Origin of the sequence: Pseudomonas sp. B21-012 (assembly GCF_024749305.1) — a bacterium.
GTDB lineage: Bacteria > Pseudomonadota > Gammaproteobacteria > Pseudomonadales > Pseudomonadaceae > Aquipseudomonas.
Map to the genome: position 1 here is coordinate 5,463,089 of NZ_CP087197.1, position 15,431 is coordinate 5,478,519.

At 64.5% G+C, this 15,431-nt stretch carries 14 protein-coding genes; 7 read left to right on the forward strand and 7 right to left on the reverse strand.

The features are described 5' to 3' along the window. Nucleotides 1-199: 199 nt before the first annotated feature. From LOY37_RS25155 to LOY37_RS25185, 7 genes are all read left to right on the forward strand, one after another. Nucleotides 200-2,137, forward strand: a complete 1,938-nt coding sequence (locus LOY37_RS25155; RefSeq protein WP_258717226.1) for a DUF294 nucleotidyltransferase-like domain-containing protein — start codon at nt 200-202, stop codon at nt 2,135-2,137. After that, on the forward strand, nt 2,134-2,844 hold the full coding sequence (locus tag LOY37_RS25160; RefSeq protein WP_258715952.1) for a PolC-type DNA polymerase III: 711 nt from the start codon (nt 2,134-2,136) through the stop codon (nt 2,842-2,844). The genes LOY37_RS25155 and LOY37_RS25160 overlap by 4 nt, the downstream gene beginning before the upstream one ends. 95 nt (nt 2,845-2,939) lie before the next feature. Beyond that, complete coding sequence (locus LOY37_RS25165) at nt 2,940-3,458, forward strand: RNA polymerase sigma factor (protein ID WP_258595164.1); 519 nt, start codon at nt 2,940-2,942, stop codon at nt 3,456-3,458. Continuing rightward, on the forward strand, nt 3,455-4,441 hold the full coding sequence (locus LOY37_RS25170; protein WP_093378830.1) for a FecR family protein: 987 nt from the start codon (nt 3,455-3,457) through the stop codon (nt 4,439-4,441). Before LOY37_RS25165 ends, LOY37_RS25170 begins: the two co-directional genes overlap by 4 nt. A gap of 93 nt (nt 4,442-4,534) precedes the next feature. Further along, complete coding sequence (locus LOY37_RS25175; RefSeq protein ID WP_258715953.1) at nt 4,535-6,979, forward strand: TonB-dependent siderophore receptor; 2,445 nt, start codon at nt 4,535-4,537, stop codon at nt 6,977-6,979. 8 nt (nt 6,980-6,987) lie between these two features. After that, nucleotides 6,988-8,121 (forward strand): PepSY domain-containing protein, encoded by a 1,134-nt coding sequence (locus LOY37_RS25180; protein WP_045199179.1) that lies wholly within the window; start codon nt 6,988-6,990, stop codon nt 8,119-8,121. Beyond that, nucleotides 8,118-8,291, forward strand: a complete 174-nt coding sequence (locus tag LOY37_RS25185) for a hypothetical protein (RefSeq protein ID WP_176794207.1) — start codon at nt 8,118-8,120, stop codon at nt 8,289-8,291. The genes LOY37_RS25180 and LOY37_RS25185 overlap by 4 nt, the downstream gene beginning before the upstream one ends. Nucleotides 8,292-8,376: 85 nt before the next feature. On the opposite strand, the gene LOY37_RS25190 is transcribed toward LOY37_RS25185, so the two are convergent. The 7 genes from LOY37_RS25190 to waaF are packed head-to-tail and all read right to left on the reverse strand — an operon-like array spanning nt 8,377 to nt 15,337. Next, nucleotides 8,377-9,819: a lipopolysaccharide kinase InaA family protein gene (locus LOY37_RS25190; protein ID WP_258715954.1), complete on the reverse strand. Its 1,443-nt coding sequence runs from the start codon at nt 9,817-9,819 to the stop codon at nt 8,377-8,379. Further along, the gene (locus LOY37_RS25195; RefSeq protein WP_258715955.1) at nt 9,819-10,571 is read right to left on the reverse strand and encodes a lipopolysaccharide kinase InaA family protein; all 753 of its coding nucleotides are present in this window, start codon (nt 10,569-10,571) and stop codon (nt 9,819-9,821) included. Before LOY37_RS25195 ends, LOY37_RS25190 begins: the two co-directional genes overlap by 1 nt. Beyond that, complete coding sequence (locus LOY37_RS25200) at nt 10,568-11,302, reverse strand: lipopolysaccharide kinase InaA family protein (protein WP_045199173.1); 735 nt, start codon at nt 11,300-11,302, stop codon at nt 10,568-10,570. Before LOY37_RS25200 ends, LOY37_RS25195 begins: the two co-directional genes overlap by 4 nt. Continuing rightward, nucleotides 11,302-12,108, reverse strand: a complete 807-nt coding sequence (rfaP, locus tag LOY37_RS25205) for a lipopolysaccharide core heptose(I) kinase RfaP (RefSeq protein WP_258715956.1) — start codon at nt 12,106-12,108, stop codon at nt 11,302-11,304. The genes LOY37_RS25200 and rfaP overlap by 1 nt, the downstream gene beginning before the upstream one ends. Beyond that, nucleotides 12,105-13,229, reverse strand: coding sequence for a glycosyltransferase family 4 protein (locus LOY37_RS25210; RefSeq protein ID WP_258715957.1), 1,125 nt, complete (start codon nt 13,227-13,229; stop codon nt 12,105-12,107). Before LOY37_RS25210 ends, rfaP begins: the two co-directional genes overlap by 4 nt. Further along, nucleotides 13,229-14,287, reverse strand: a complete 1,059-nt coding sequence (gene waaC, locus LOY37_RS25215) for a lipopolysaccharide heptosyltransferase I (RefSeq protein WP_045199168.1) — start codon at nt 14,285-14,287, stop codon at nt 13,229-13,231. The genes LOY37_RS25210 and waaC overlap by 1 nt, the downstream gene beginning before the upstream one ends. Next, a complete protein-coding gene (waaF, locus tag LOY37_RS25220; RefSeq protein WP_258715958.1) occupies nt 14,288-15,337 on the reverse strand; it encodes a lipopolysaccharide heptosyltransferase II in 1,050 nt (349 codons plus the stop codon). Nucleotides 15,338-15,431: the final 94 nt, after the last annotated feature.

Genomic DNA, 15,431 nt, shown 5'->3' on the forward strand with positions numbered 1-15,431 from the left:
TGAATCAAGTTCAGACCGCATTGAGATTACTTGCAAACTGCCTTTCGTCGGCAAATTGACACATGACGCAACGCTTCAACAGCCTGACGCAGTTTATAGACTTACGTCCAATGGGCACTGAGCAGCCCGCGGCCGACCATGAACAACGAAAACAACAAGGTCGATGGTCACAGCTCGACACAAAGACGCGGTAATGCTCATGAGCAAAAAGGACGCCTTCGCCCAGGCAGGAAAGACTGCAGTCATGCAGAACATCCAGGGGACCATGCAGTTTCTGCAACGCTTTCCACCCTTCAATCAGATGGAGAACGCCCACCTGGCGTTTCTCGTCGAACAGTGCCAACTGCGCTTCTATGCGGCCAATGACAGCATCATCAAGCCCAGCGACGGCCCGGTCGAGCACTTCTACATCGTCAAGCAGGGCCGGGTGGTCGGTGAGCGTCAGCACGTAACCCGCCCGGGCACCGAAACTACCTTCGAGATCACCAGCGGCGAGTGCTTCCCGCTCGCCGCCCTGCTCGGCGAACGGGCGACCCGTACCGAACACCTGGCCGGCGAAGATACCTTTTGCCTGCAATTGAACAAGGCCGCGTTCATCCGCCTGTTCACCCTGTCCGAAGCCTTCCGCGACTTCGCCCTGCGCGGGGTCAGCAGCCTGCTCGACCAGGTCAACCAGCAGGTCCAGCGCCGCGCGGTGGAAACCCTCGGCAACCAGTATTCACTGAACACCCGCCTGGGCGAGCTGGCCATGCGTCACCCGGTAGTCTGCGACCCGGCTACGCCTTTGCGTGAAGCGGTGCGGCTGATGCACGAGCAACAGGTCGGCAGCATTGTCATCGTCGACGAGCAGCGCTTTCCCATCGGCATCTTCACCCTGCGCGACCTGCGCCAGGTGGTGGCCGATGCCAGCGCCGACTTCGCTCAGCCAATCAGCCGGCACATGACCGCCGCGCCGTTCTACCTGAGCCCGCAGGCCAGCGCCTTCGACGCCGCCATCGCCATGACCGAGCGGCATATCGCCCACGTCTGCCTGGTCGAAGAGCGGCGCTTGTGCGGCGTGGTGTCCGAGCGGGACCTGTTCTCCCTGCAACGGGTCGACCTGGTGCACCTGGCGCGCACCATCCGCCACGCCAGCCGGGTCGAAAACCTGGTATCGCTACGCGGCGAAATCAGCCAGCTGGTTGAACGCATGCTCGCCCATGGCGCGTCTTCGACGCAGATCACCCAGATCATCACCCTGCTCAACGACCACACCGTGTGCCGGGTGATCGAGCTGGCCATCGAAGACAAGGGCGACCCGGGCGTGCCCTTCAGCTGGCTGTGCTTCGGCAGCGAAGGCCGCCGCGAACAGACCCTGCACACCGATCAGGACAACGGCATCCTCTTCGAAGCCCGCGATGCCGCCCATGCCGCCGAACTACGCGGGCGCCTGTTGCCGCTGGCCCAGCACATCAATCAGGGCCTGGCGCAATGCGGCTTCAGCCTGTGCAAGGGCAACATCATGGCCGGCAACCCCGAGCTGTGCCTGTCCCGCGCCGAATGGGCACGGCGCTTTGCCGCTTTCATTCGCGAAGCCACGCCCCAAAACCTGCTGGCGTCGAGCATTTACTTCGACCTGCGGGTGGTCTGGGGCGACGAACAGGCCTGTGAGCAACTGCGCCAGAGCATCCTCGAGCAGGTAGCCGACAACCGCCTGTTCCAGCGCATGATGGCCGATAATGCCCTGCGCCAGCGCCCGCCGGTGGGACGTTTCCGGGAGTTCGTGCTGACCCGCCAGGGTAACGACAAGGCCGCCACTCTCGACCTCAAGGTCCAGGGCCTGACGCCGTTCGTCGATGGCGCACGGTTGCTGGCCCTGGCCAACGGCATCGGCGCCAACAACACCCTGGAGCGCCTGCGCCAACTGGTGGCCAGGCAAGTGATCGACCCGCTCGACGGCGCCGCCTATGAAGAGGCCTACCACTTCATTCAGCAAACCCGCATGCAGCAACATCAATTGCAAAGCCGGCAGAACCTGCCCTACTCCAACCGGGTCGACCCCGACAGCCTCAACCATCTGGACCGGCGCATCCTGCGCGAGTCCCTGCGCCAGGCCCAGCGCCTGCAAAGCAGCCTGGCCCTGCGGTACCAGCTATGAGCCTGTTTGCCTGGCTGCGCCCCAACCAACCGCGGCTCGACGAGCACCTGCGCCAGCGCGTGGAGCAACTGACAGCCCCCGCGCCGCTGGCCGAACACAGCCTGCGCCAGCAGCGCTGGGTGGTGCTCGACCTGGAAACCAGCGGCCTGAACCTAAACCGCGACCAGGTGCTGTCGATTGGCGCGGTGGTGATCGAAGACGGCGCCATCGACTTCAGCCAGCAGTTCGAACGCACCCTGCACCAGCGGGACCACAAGCTCACCTCCAGTGTGCTGATCCACGGCCTGGGCCCCAGCGCCATCGCCGCTGGCAGTGATCCAGCCCAGGCGCTGCTGGATCTGATGGACTTTATCGGCGACAGCCCGCTGCTGGCGTTTCATGCGCCATTCGATCAACGCATGCTTAGCCGTGCGCTGAAGGACCACCTGGGTTATCGCCTGCAGCATCCGTTCTTCGATGTCGCCGAGCTGGCGCCGCTGCTCAACCCGCAGATCACCCTGCGTGAAGCCGGGCTGGATGACTGGACCGCCTACTTTGGCCTTGAGGCCGCCGAACGGCACAACGCCAGCGCCGATGCCATGGTCACCGCCGAGCTGGCGCTGATTCTGTTCAGCCAGGCCCGCCGCCAGCAACTGGACAGCCCGGCCTTGCTCGACCAGCAGTTGCACCGCCTGCGCAGGCGTCGGCAACAAAGTCATGGCTTTTAAGCATCATCCGATGAGCGTGAATTGCGTCTAATGGGGAGCTTCTGCGACAATCGCGAATAATTCTCGTTAGTTAACGCATCTTTTCGGGGAACGCCTTGTCGTCTGTGCAAAGCCCACACACTGAGCTGGTCGGTACGCTTTACCGCGACCATCGCAGTTGGCTGCTCGCCTGGCTGCGGCGCAACATCGCCTGCGCCGAGCGCGCCGAAGACCTGAGCCAGGACACCTTCGTGCGCCTGCTCGGGCGCGAGCAATTGCCGGCGCCACGCGAACCCCGGGCGTTCCTCCTGGCCATTGCCAAGGGCCTGCTGTTTGACCACTTTCGCCGCGCGGCGCTGGAACAGGCGTACCTGGCCGAATTGATGCTCATCCCCGAAGCCGAACAGCCCTCCCCGGAAGAACAACAGCTGATTCTTGAAGACCTCAAGGCCATCGACCGCCTGCTCGGCAAGCTGTCGAGCAAGGCCCGGGCGGCGTTCCTGTACAACCGCCTGGACGGCCTGGGCCATGGCGAGATCGCCGAGCGTCTGGGGGTTTCCGTGTCGCGGGTGCGCCAGTACCTGGCCCAGGGCATGCGCCAGTGCTACGTGGCGCTGTACGGTGAGCCGACATGAACAGCAAGCCGGTTTCGGCGCGGGTACTGGATGCCGCGATCGCCTGGCAGCTGTGCCTGGACTCGGGCAGCGGCAGCGGCAGCGCCGATGAGCGCGCCGAGTTCGCCCGCTGGCACGCCGCCAGCGAAGAGCACGCCCGTGCCTGGCTGCAACTGGGCATGCTCGACCAGCGCTTCAGCGCCGCTGCCGGCCCTGCGCGCCAGGCCCTGCTGCAATCACGCGCCGGCCTGCGCCAGCGAGTGCGCAAGCTGGGCAGCGGCCTGGCCAGCCTGGTGCTGGTGGTCGGCCTGCTGAGCTGGGTCAGTGCCCATCAATCGCTGGGCTATTGGTTGGCCGACCAGCGCACCGGCACCGGCGAGCAGCGTACCTTGCGCCTCACCGACGGCACCCTGATCAGCCTCAACACCCATTCGGCGGTGGATATCCGCTTCGACGAGAAACAGCGCCTGATCGTCCTGCACGAAGGCGAAATCTCCATCGAGACCGGCCACAAGGACGATCGCCCGTTTGTAGTCACCACCGAAGACGGTCGCCTGCGCGCACTGGGAACGCGCTTCCTGGTCAAGCTCGAAGACCAGGGCACGCGCCTGAGCGTGCTGCAGTCGGCAGTAGCGGCGCGCCCGCAAGACAGCGGCGACGAGCAGATTTTCAAGGAAGGCCAGCAGGTGCTGATGAACCACGACCGCCTGGGCCGCGCCGACGGCCTGGCCGCCGGAGCCGATGCCTGGACCCGCGGCATGCTGGTGGTCGACAACGTGCGCCTGGCCGATCTGGTCGAGGAGCTGGGGCGTTACCGCAGCGGGCACCTGGGGGTTGCTACGGATGTGGCCGACCTGCGCATTACCGGCAGCTTCCCGCTCAATGATATCGACCTGGCACTGACCTCGTTGCTACCGACCTTGCCGGTGCAGATCGAGCAGCGCACGCCGTGGTGGGTGACGGTGGTGGCTAAAAGCGATACGCCGGCGAGCAGCGTGAAATAAAAATCAAAATTATTTTCACTAACCCCTGACACTTTTCCCAACTCACTCGGCAAGGAAGCTAGTTAGCACTTACTTCCGTCGAGGAGCCGCTGTATGTCCCGCGCTTTTGAGAACTTCCTGCGTCCCGGTCTGCTGGCCGTGGCCATTGCCCTGACAGCACCTCTGGCGAGCAGCCCGCTGATCGCTGCCGAGCAATCGGCCACCCTGCGCAGCTACAACCTGCCTGGCGCGCCGCTGTCGACCACGCTCAACCAGATCGCCAGCCAGGCTGGCATCGCTCTGGCCCTGGACCCGAGCCTGGCCAGCGGCCGCACCTCGGCGCCGGTCAACGGCCAGTACGATGGCGTCGGCGCCCTGCAAGCGGCCCTGCGCGGCACCGGCCTGCAATTGCAGCAGAGCAGCGCCGGCACCTACAGCCTGATCGCCACCCCCGAGGGCACCCTGGCGCTGCCGGAAACCAGCGTCAACGCGCGCAGCGACTACGAAAGCGCCTGGGGCCCGGCCACCGGTTTTACCGCCACGCGCACCGCCGCTGGTACCAAAACCGACACCCCGATCGTTGAAGCACCCCGCTCGATGAGCGTGATCACCCGTGAACAACTGGACGACCGCCAGGTTCTCAACCTCAACGACGCCCTGCGCTACACCGCTGGCGTACAAAGCAGCGGCTATGGCTCCGACACCCGCGCCGACTGGCTGCGGGTGCGCGGTTTCGACCCGACCCAGTTCCTCGACGGCCTGCCTTTGCCCAAAGGCTCGTTCGCCAACCCGAAGGTCGAGCCGTGGAACCTTGAGCGCATTGCCGTGCTGCGCGGCCCGGCCTCGTCGGTGTATGGCCAGACCCCGCCCGGCGGCATGCTCGACATGGTCAGCCGTCGCCCCCAGGCTGAAAGCGCCCACCAGGTCGAAGCCCAGGTTGGCAGCAACAACCATCGCCAGATCAACTTCGACAGCACCGGCAAGATCGATGACGACGGCCAGTTCCTGTATCGCGTCAGCGGCGTGGTACGCGACAGCGGCGCACCGACCGACCACGTTCCAGACAAGCGCTACAACCTCGCGCCCAGCCTGACTTGGAACATGGATGAAGACACCAGCCTGACCTTCATCACCCAGTTCACCCGTGACGACACCGGTATCAGCGGCCAGTTCCTGCCGCTGCAGGGCACCAAGCTGGGCTCGCCGGCTGGCGACATCTCCCACCACAAGAACCTCGGTGACCCGGACTGGGAGTTCTACGATCGCACCTACTACGCCCTGGGCTATGCCTTCGAGCACCGTCTGAACGATGTCTGGCAGTTCCGTCAGAACCTGCGCTATACCAAGAGCGACCTGTCGTTCCAGGGCATCAACGTCGCGACCATGAACAACGATACCTCCACCCCAGGCGGCAGCGTCGAAGCAGACGGCAGCGTCCCGCGTGAAACCGGCATCGTCAACGAAGACATCAGCCAGTTCGCCGTCGACAACAATTTCCAGGCCGACTTCCAGACCGGCGCCCTGAGCCACACCCTGCTGATCGGCCTCGATCACCAGCGCTCGAACACCAATTACCGTTGGGATTACGGCCTGGCCTTCAGCGTGCCGCCAGGCAACGTGATCAACCCGCCGTACGGCCAGGACTTCTCCAAGGTGTCGTACTTCACCATGTACGACTACGGCCAGAAAACCCGCCAGACCGGCTTCTACATTCAGGACCAGATCGCCCTCGACAACTGGCGCCTGACCCTGGGCGGGCGTGAAGACTGGGTGCACACCGGCACCACCTTCCACAACCAGAACGATGCCACCAGCACCGAGCGCGACAAGGCCTTCACCGGCAACGTCGGCTTGAGCTACGTGTTCGACAACGGCGTAACCCCGTACATCTCCTACACCGAGTCGTTCCAGCCGACCACAGGCGCCGCCGTCGCCTCCACTGACTCGTTCAAACCCACCGAAGGCCGCCAGTACGAAGTCGGCATCAAGTACCAGCCGGTGGGCAGCAAGAACCTCTACACCGCCGCCGTGTATGACCTGCGCCAGGACAACGTGAAAGTCACCGAAGGCAACATTACCCAGCAGGTTGGCCAGTTGCAGGTTCGCGGCCTTGAGCTGGAAGCCACCACCCAGGTGACAGAGAGCCTCAAGGTGATCGGTTCCTACAGCTACACCGATACCGAGATCCTCAAGGGTGCGGCCAACGAGCAAGGCAACCGCATGGCCCTGATCCCGCGCAACCAGGCGACCCTGTGGGCCGACTACACCTGGCACAACGGCCTGCTCGACGGCTTCGGCGTCGGCGGTGGCGTGCGCTATGTGGGTGACAACTACGGCAACACCACCAACACCGATCTGGGCTATGTCGGCTCCTACACCGTCTACGACGCCTCGGTGCACTACGACCTGGGCCGCAAGGTCAGCACGCTCAAAGGCATGACCGTCGCCGTCGAGGCCAAGAACCTGTTCAACAAGGACTACCTGGCCAACTGCGACGGTTACTGGTGCTACTACGGTGACGAGCGCAACGTGGTTGCCAGCGTCAACTACAAGTTCTAAGGCCGCGGATGAACAGCCGAACCATCCGCCGCTGGTCCTTCGTGCATACTTGGACCAGCCTGATCTGCACCCTGTTCCTGCTGATGCTGGCAGTTACTGGCTTGCCGCTGATCTTTCATCACGAGATCGACCACCTGCTGGGCGATGCCCCCGAGCTCAAGGAGATGCCGGCCGACACGCCCAGGCTCGACTTGCAGGAACTGGTGCTCAAGGCCCAGGCCCATCGCCCCGGTGAAGTGATGCAGTACTTCGGCTGGGATGAAGACGACCGCAACGGCGTGGTCGCGATCATGGCCGCTACCGCAGGTACCGAGCCGAACTCGTCGCACACCTTCATGCTCGATGCGCGCAGCGGCGAAGCGGTGGAAATGCCTTCGGCCAACGGCGGTTTCATGATGACCATGCTGCGCCTGCACGTGGACATGTTTGCCGGCCTGCCCGGCAAACTGCTGCTGGCGTTCATGGGGCTGTTGTTCGTGGTGGCGATCATCTCTGGCGTGGTGCTTTATGCGCCGTTCATGCGCCGGCTGAAGTTCGCTACGGTGCGCAACGACAAATCCACGCGTCTGCGCTGGCTCGACCTGCACAACCTGATCGGCATCGTCACCCTGACCTGGGCGCTGGTGGTGGGCGTCACCGGGGTGATCAGCGCGCTGTCGGACCTGGTCATCGCCGCCTGGCGCAACGACAGCCTGACGGCGATGGTTGCGCCCTACCGCGATGCACCACCGCTCACCGAACTGGCACCGGTCAGTCGTGTGCTGGATATCGCCGCCGACGCCGCACCGGGCATGCAGCCGGACTTCATCGCCTTCCCCGGTACGCGTTTCTCCAGCGAGCACCACTATGCGGTGTTCATGAAAGGCAGCACCCACCTGACCGCGCACCTGCTGACGCCGGTGCTGATCGACGCGAGCAACCTGCAAGTCACCGCCATCGGCGACCGCCCCTGGTACATGGACGCCATGGGCCTGTCGCAGCCGCTGCACTTTGGTGACTACGGCGGCCGGCCAATGCAGATCCTCTGGGCAGTGCTGGATGTGCTGACCATCATCGTCCTGGGTAGCGGCGTGTACCTTTGGGTGGTGCGCCGGCGGGCCAGCAAGCCGCTGGTTGCGGCGCAGATGGAGACGCTGCAATGAAGCGCAAGACGTCAGGTTTCTGGAGCGTATTCGCCATACCGACAGTCATTGCCTTGCTGGGCGCGCTAGGGCTGTTTGCTGCCCTGCTCGGCGATGGCTGGTGGGATGCACTGGCCTGGGTAGGGCTGGGGCTGCCGGCTCTTTACAGTTTGCGAGGCTTGGCGAGATAGCTATCGCGGGTCAAGCCCGCTCCCACAGCATGGGTCCTGTAGGAGCGGCGGTGCGACGACTCGACTTGACCCGCGATGCGCTTGATTAGCTCACCAGCTTCGGCAGGCACTCATCCAGCCGCTTATACAGCGCACTGCCAGCGGGCCAGTTGCGCAACAGCCGCGCGCGGTCGCGGGCGAAGGCCTGGGCGAAGCTCATCTGGGTGGCGTGCTGGCACATGGCATCGAGGTCGATCAGCGACCATTGGCCGTCCTGCCAGAACAGGTTGTGGCCTTTCATGTCGCCATGGCTGATGCGCTCGTGGATCAGTTGCCCAAGCAGCTGTTGCAGGGCCTGCAACTGCTCCTCTGGCACCTCGCCAGACTCGACATAAGGCGCAAAACAGGCCAGCAAGTCCGGGCCATCGGCATACTCGGTAACCAGGTAGGCGCGGCTGCGCAAGCCCATGAAGCGCAGCTCCTGCACCGCCAGCGGCTTGGGCGTGGCAATGCCGAGAAACTCCAGGCGATGCCCTTCGACCCACGAATGCCAGGCCCGGCTCGGACGCCAGAAGCGCTTGAACCAGTGGGCGGTGTTCTTGATGTTGTAGCGCTTGAGCACCAGCGGCCGGCCATCGACCTCGACTTTCGCGACACTGGCAGCGCCGCCGGTCTTGTACAGGTGGCCCTGGTCGATCAGCGCATCGGCCTGCTCCAGCACTGGCAGCATGGCGGCCACTTCAGTGCGGCGGATCGAACGCAGGCCCGACGGGCCGCGCTCGACGCTGAACAGCGTGCACTCGCGCCCGGCCTTGTCGAGGTAGTCCTTCAAGCGCCAGCTGCGCACCTTGTCGATCTGCTTTTGCAGTGCTTCGAGCGGCAAGGCGTGCTCGGCGTTGGCCAGCAGGTAATGCACCAGCAGCTCTTCGATAAAAGGCTCCAGGCGCTTGGGCAACTGGGCGAACAGCACCCCGAGGTTGTGTAGCACTTGTTGGCGCGACAGGGGCTGGCCGAGGGTTTCGGCCTTGATCCCGGCGCCATCGATCAGATACAGCTGGCCGTCGTGACGCAGCAGGTTGTCCAGGTGCAGGTCGTCCTGCCACAGGCCCTTGGCGTGCATCTGCGCCACGGCGGTCAGCGCTTCGCCAAGTACCAGGTGCTGTTCATCGGCCAGCGGCGGCAGGGCTTCGACCTGCGCCCAGGCATCGGCCAGGCTTTGCGCGTTTTCGAGAAACTCGAACAGCAGCCAGCCACCCTCGCCTTCGCGCAAGCCATCGGCCAGCAGCAACGGCGTGGTCAGGCCCTGCGCGGCCAGCAGCCGTGCGCCGTCCAGCTCGCGTTGAAAATGCCGGGCGGCGCTGCTACCAACCAGCAACTTGGCCAACACCGGCTTGCCGCGCCAGATCCCGGCGCCGACGTATCGCTGGCCGGGCAACACCCGCAACAGGCTGAGCAGTTGCAGCTCGGCGCTGCCAGCGGCGTCGGCCAGGCTGATGTTCAGTGGCAGGTCCGGGCTGCGCCCGGCATCCTTGAGTTCAGACAAACGCATCAGCGAGCCTCTTTCTCACGGCGGCGGCGCGTCAGGCGCTGCAGCCAGGTATCGACCAGCGGGCTGTCGCTGGGCTGGTCCAGGTAGGACGAGAGCATCACCCGCACTTCGACCTCGCTCCAGATCGGCGCCCGGCGTAACAGCGGCTCAAGGTCTTTGAGGCGGTCGCGCATGCCCAGCAGCAACGGCCGGGTTTTCTCCAGGTCGATCAGTTGCGCCAACCAGCCGTCGCTGCGGGTGCGCAGGAAGATATGCTTGGGATAAAAGCAGCCATGCACCTGGTTGGCCGCGTGCAGGGTGCGCGCCAGCTGCCCGCAGGCGCGCAGGATGCCCTGGCGCTGGCCGATGTCCAGCTGTGGCCACTGCGCCAGCAGGCTGTCGAGGTCGCTCCAGTCATCCAGGGCGCGGGTCATGAGGATCGCCCGGCGCTCGCCTTCAACCTTGCGCTCGCCGTAATACACCGCCTGCAATGCGGGAATGCCGAGCTTCTGGTAGCGGCTGATATTGCGAAACTCGCGGGCGAAGGTCGGCTCGCCAAACGGCTTGTGCAACGTGCGGGTCAGGTAGTCGCTCTGGCGCTTGAGGTAGTAGCCCTTGCCTTCAAGTTCCAGGCGATAGACGCTGCTCCAGCCGCCACGGCCGGTGTTGGGCTCATCCACCGCATCGAGCTGCAGGGCCCAGAGCTGGTCGAAACCGTTGAGGCCATGGCGCTCTAGCAATGCCTTATCGGCACCGGCAAGAAAATCAGTCATTCGCGTCCCTCGAAAAACGTCACCACATGGCGAATGCGGCGCTTGTCCGATTCATTCAGACGCTCGCGCCCGCGGTACTGCAGGTAAAAGCGCAGGCGCTGGGTGTTGGACAAGTGATACTTGGCCACTTTGTCCAGGCACGCCAGGTCTTTGGTGATGCGGTAACGCAGCATGAAGCCCCACCAGAAATCGCCGGTCGGGCAGTCGATGAAGAATAGCGTGGCCTGGTCGTCCACCAGCAGGTTGCGCCACTTCAGGTCGTTATGGGTGAAGTGGTGGTCATGCATGATCCGCGTATGGCGGGCCAGCTGACGGCTGATGTGATCGACCCAGGCGCGATCGGCCAGGCGCGCATCGTTGCGCTCGGCCAGGGCCGAAAGGTCTTCGGTGCGCGGCAGCTCGCGGGTGATCATCGCCCCGCGGCCGAACGCCAGGCCATTGCGCTCATGACCGAAGGCGACCACTTCGGCGGTGGGAATGTCCCACTTGGCGAACTGCTTGAGGTTCTGCCATTCAGCCTTGATCCGCGGCCGCCCGAGGTAGCGGCGCAAGCCTTTGCCGGCGCCGGTATAGCGTTTGACGTAATAGTTGACCCCGTCGCGCTCGACCCGGATCACTTCGCTCAGCGGGTCGTGGGTCAGGCGCTCGCCCTTGAGGGCGAATACCGCGTCGATACTGCCAAAATCCGTCGCCAGGGCCTGATACGCAGGCTCCAGTTTCCAACCCGCCATCAGAGCGCGTCTCCGTACCGTTGTTTACGCTCGTAGAGCTTGCGCGCCTTGCCTTCCAGCCAGGCCAGCAGCCCCGCTTCTTCGGCCAGGATCTGGCGTAGCGGCTGCTGGAAGTAGCCCCGCAAGAAGCGCAACTTGTCGCGCCGGGTCAGGCCGATGTCCAGCGCCGAGAAATACAGCGCGGCCAGGTCCTTGTCACGCCAGCGGCGAGAGATTTTCGCCCGGGTCTGGGCGCGGTGCAGGTCGATGACCGACAACTTGAAGTCATCGGCCGTCACCGGCCGGTCGGTGTGCAGCAAGAAGTGGCAGATGTAGCAGTCGCGGTGGTTGACCCCGGCGCGGTGCATCATGCCGGTCATACGCGCCACTTCAGCGATCAGCGCACGCTTGAAGCGTGGCTGCGGCGGTTGCTTGAGCCAGTCGATGCTGAAGTCTTCAAGGCTGACGGTCGGCGCCAGCTCTTCAGTGACGATAAACGAATGCTGGGTCGCCGGGTTGTCGCCACGTTCGCCATAGGCAACCGCGGTCATGGTCGGCACGCCCACCTGGTGCAGGCGCTGGATAGCCTGCCATTCCTGGCCGGCACCGAGCACCGGCAGCTTGGCGGTGAACAAGTTCTTGAAGATCTCGCCCCAGCCGATGCCGCGGTGAATCTTGACGAAATAGCCACGGCCTTCGACCTCGGTGCGCAGGGTACGGCGGCCTTCCAGCTCGCGGTACACCTCGCCCTGCAAGGCCTCGACGGCCTCGAAGGCATCGCGCCCGGCCCACAGGCGCTTGAACGGCTCAGCCAATATCAGTTTCATGCGCGCTCCTGCGCCAGGATCACGTCGGCGGCATGCTCGGGCATGCTGTAGAGGTCGGCGGTATCGGCAAATGCCAGGCCATTGCGCGCCCAGTCGACGCGGGCCGGGCCGTCTTCGAGCATGCGTTGCAGGTAGCGATTGAGCTGCTCCTGCTCGAACGGCTCGTCGAGCACCAGGCCGCTGTCGGCCTCGGCGATGTAATGGGCATAGCCGCACACGGCCGAGACCAGCACCGGCAGCCCGGCGACCAGTGCTTCAAGCAGCACGGTGCCGGTGTTTTCGTTGTAGGCCGGGTGAATCAGCAGGTCGGCGCCGAGCAGAAAACGCGGAATATCGCTGCGGCCCTTGAGGAACTGCACCTGGTCGGTCAGGCCCAGGGTCGCGCTTTGCAGTTGAAACACCTTGGGATCGTCCTGGCCGATGACCATCAGCCGCGTGCGCTTGCGCAAGGCCGACGGCAAGGCGGCCAGGGCCTTGAGGCTGCGGTCGACGCCCTTGGTCTTGAAGCCCGAACCGATCTGCACCAGCAGCAGCTGATCGTCTTTCAGGTCGAATTCGCGGCGGAACTCGGCGCGGATCTCGGCGGCATTGGCCGGCGCCCGGCGATCCTGGCTGATGCCGGGTGGCAGCAGGTGGAAGCGCTCGATCGGCGTGTCGTAGTGTTTGATGAACAGCGGCTGCTGGACTTCGGAGATCATCAGGATCTCGGTCTTGGCGTCCTTGGCGAACACTGCCCGCTCGTATTCAGCGAAATGCCGGTAACGGCCCCAACGCCGATACAGCGAATTACGCAGGGTCTGCGCCTTGTCTTCGAAGCAGCCGTCAGCAGCAAAGTAGACATCCAGCCCGGGCATCTTGTTGAAGCCGATCAGGCGATCGACCGGGCGCTTGGCCAGATCCGCTTGCATCCAGGCACTGAGCTTCTCGTTACGCCGGTGGTTGAACAGCGCCTTGACCGGCGCCACCAGCACCTCGAAGCCCTCGGGCACGTCACCTTCCCAGATCAGCGTATAGACGCGGATCTGATGACCGCGCCGCTGGCACTCCAGGGCAATGCGCATGAAGTCGCGCTGCAGGCCACCGAAGGGGAAATACTTGTACAGAACAAAAGCCAGTTGCATCAACGAACATCCTCAGCCAGCAGCAACGCGCGCAATTGGCTCGCCACACGCTCGGGATTCAGGCGAGTGAAGCACAGCGGCCACTCGCGTTTGAGATCGAACCGGCGCTGGTCATCAGCGCTCGGCTTGTAGGTACATTTTTTCTGCAGGCACGGCGCGCAGGCAAAATCGCTGGCGATGTGCACCTGGGACTTGCCATAGGCCCCGGTCAGCCCCGGGTTGGTCGGCCCGAACAGCGACAGGGTCGGCACATCCAGCGCCGCCGCCAGGTGACCGAGGCCGGTGTCCACGGCAATGCAGGCCTTGGCCGCCGCCAGCACCCGGGCGACACCCACCAGGTTGAGCTTGGGCAGTACCTGACAGTTGGCCAGGCCCTTGGCGATGCGCTCGGCACGCGCCTGTTCGGCCGGGTTGCCCCACGGCAAGCGTACCTGCAGGCCTTGCTGGCCAAGGCGTTCGGCCAACTGGCGCCAGTAGGCTTCCGGCCAGTGCTTGGTTGCCCAGGTGGTGCCGTGCAGGAACACCACGAACGGCGCCGCCGGCGGCAACTGCAGGCGGTTCAGGTCCAGGCCGTAGTCACCCAGGCCTGCTGGCAGGTTGTAGCCCAGCGCCAGGGCAAACAACTGGCGTACCCGCTCTACCGCATGCTGGCCGCGCTCGACCGACAAACGCCGGTCGTAGAAGCGGCTAGACAGCCCTTCACGGGCCGAGTAACGGTCCATGCCGGCCACCGGCGCCTTGACGTAACGGGTCAGCCAGGCCGACTTGACCAGGCCTTGGGCGTCGATCACCAAATCGTACTTGCGCTCGCGCAGACGCTGCTTGAACTGGCGCCATTCGCCGCTCTTGAACGTCTGCCAGAGGTTCTTGCGCCAGCGACGGATGGCCACCGGGATGATCGTGTCGACTGCCGGGTGCCAGCTGGGGATCTCGGCGAAGCCTTCTTCCACCACCCAGTCGAAGCGGATGCCGGGGATCGCCCGGGCAGCGTCGGTCAGCGCCGGCAGCGCGTGGATCACATCGCCCAGGGACGAGGTCTTGATCAGCAGTACCCGCACTTAGTCGACCTCGGCCATGACGTCGATCAGGCTCGGGCCGTTCAGGCGCTGCAACGCAGCTTCCACGGCTTCCGGTTCCAGCTGACGCAAGCAGTTGTAATGGCCGAAGCGACAGGTACGGTCGAAGCATGGGCTGCACTCCAGGCCCAGGCGCACCACCTCGACCTGATCGGCCAAAGGTGGGGTAAAGCCCGGCGAAGTAGAGCCGTAGACCGCCACCAGCGGGCGCTTCAGCGCCGCCGCCACGTGCATCAGCCCGGAATCGTTGGACACCACCGCATCGCTGCACGACAGCAGGTCGATGGCCTCGGCCAGCGAGGTTTCGCCGCTGAGGTTGGTTGCTTCTTCACGCAGGCCCGGTATCAACCGCGCACGAATGGCCTCGCCAACCGCGTGGTCGTTCTTCGAGCCGAATAACCAGACCTGCCAGCCTTCGCGGATCTTGGTCTCGGCGACCTTGGCGTAATGCTCCGACGGCCAGCGCTTGGCTTCGCCGAACTCGGCACCGGGGCACAATGCCAACACCGGGCGATCCAGGCTCAGGCCGAACTTGGCCAGGGCGGCGTCGCGGCTCGGCGCTTCGATCTGCAGGCTCGGGCGCGGGTACGGCTGCGGCAACTCGGCGCCGGCCGGGTAGGCCAGGGCCATGAAGCGCTCGATCATCAGCGGGTACTTGGCCTTGTCGAGCTTGCGCACGTCGTTGAGCAGGCCGAAACGCAGCTCGCCGCGCCAGCCGGTACGCTTGGGGATGCCGGCAAAGAACGGCACCAGCGCCGATTTCAGCGAGTTGGGCAGCAGGATCGCCTGGTCGTACTGGCCGGCCAGGGACTTGCCGATACGCCGGCGCGTGGCAAGCTCCAGCGCGCCGTGGCCGAGCGGGAAGCTCAAGGCCTGGCGCACTTCAGGCATGCGCTCGAGGATCGGCCGGCTCCACTCGGGCGCCAGCACATCGATCACACATTCCGGGTGACGCTGCTTCAGGCACTGGAACAGGGTCTGCGCCATTACCATGTCGCCCACCCAGCTGGGGCCAATGATCAAAATTCTCATGCTTTATCCAGAAACGATCAGGGAGGCTGCAAACTGTTCGCAAACAGCCTGGCCTCCCCTCTTTATATTCAGGCTATATGTCGACCAGTGTACG

What these genes read in the sequence shown, in the direction of transcription:
- LOY37_RS25180 (WP_045199179.1), top strand. Translation starts at nt 6,988, where the DNA reads ATGAACAGCCGAACCATCCGCCGCTGGTCCTTCGTGCATACTTGGACC.
- LOY37_RS25175 (WP_258715953.1), top strand. Translation starts at nt 4,535, where the DNA reads ATGTCCCGCGCTTTTGAGAACTTCCTGCGTCCCGGTCTGCTGGCCGTG.
- LOY37_RS25190 (WP_258715954.1), bottom strand. Translation starts at nt 9,819, where the DNA reads ATGCGTTTGTCTGAACTCAAGGATGCCGGGCGCAGCCCGGACCTGCCA.
- LOY37_RS25170 (WP_093378830.1), top strand. Translation starts at nt 3,455, where the DNA reads ATGAACAGCAAGCCGGTTTCGGCGCGGGTACTGGATGCCGCGATCGCC.
- LOY37_RS25200 (WP_045199173.1), bottom strand. Translation starts at nt 11,302, where the DNA reads ATGGCGGGTTGGAAACTGGAGCCTGCGTATCAGGCCCTGGCGACGGAT.
- LOY37_RS25160 (WP_258715952.1), top strand. Translation starts at nt 2,134, where the DNA reads ATGAGCCTGTTTGCCTGGCTGCGCCCCAACCAACCGCGGCTCGACGAG.
- LOY37_RS25185 (WP_176794207.1), top strand. Translation starts at nt 8,118, where the DNA reads ATGAAGCGCAAGACGTCAGGTTTCTGGAGCGTATTCGCCATACCGACA.
- LOY37_RS25195 (WP_258715955.1), bottom strand. Translation starts at nt 10,571, where the DNA reads ATGACTGATTTTCTTGCCGGTGCCGATAAGGCATTGCTAGAGCGCCAT.
- LOY37_RS25155 (WP_258717226.1), top strand. Translation starts at nt 200, where the DNA reads ATGAGCAAAAAGGACGCCTTCGCCCAGGCAGGAAAGACTGCAGTCATG.
- LOY37_RS25210 (WP_258715957.1), bottom strand. Translation starts at nt 13,229, where the DNA reads ATGCAACTGGCTTTTGTTCTGTACAAGTATTTCCCCTTCGGTGGCCTG.
- waaF (WP_258715958.1), bottom strand. Translation starts at nt 15,337, where the DNA reads ATGAGAATTTTGATCATTGGCCCCAGCTGGGTGGGCGACATGGTAATG.
- rfaP (WP_258715956.1), bottom strand. Translation starts at nt 12,108, where the DNA reads ATGAAACTGATATTGGCTGAGCCGTTCAAGCGCCTGTGGGCCGGGCGC.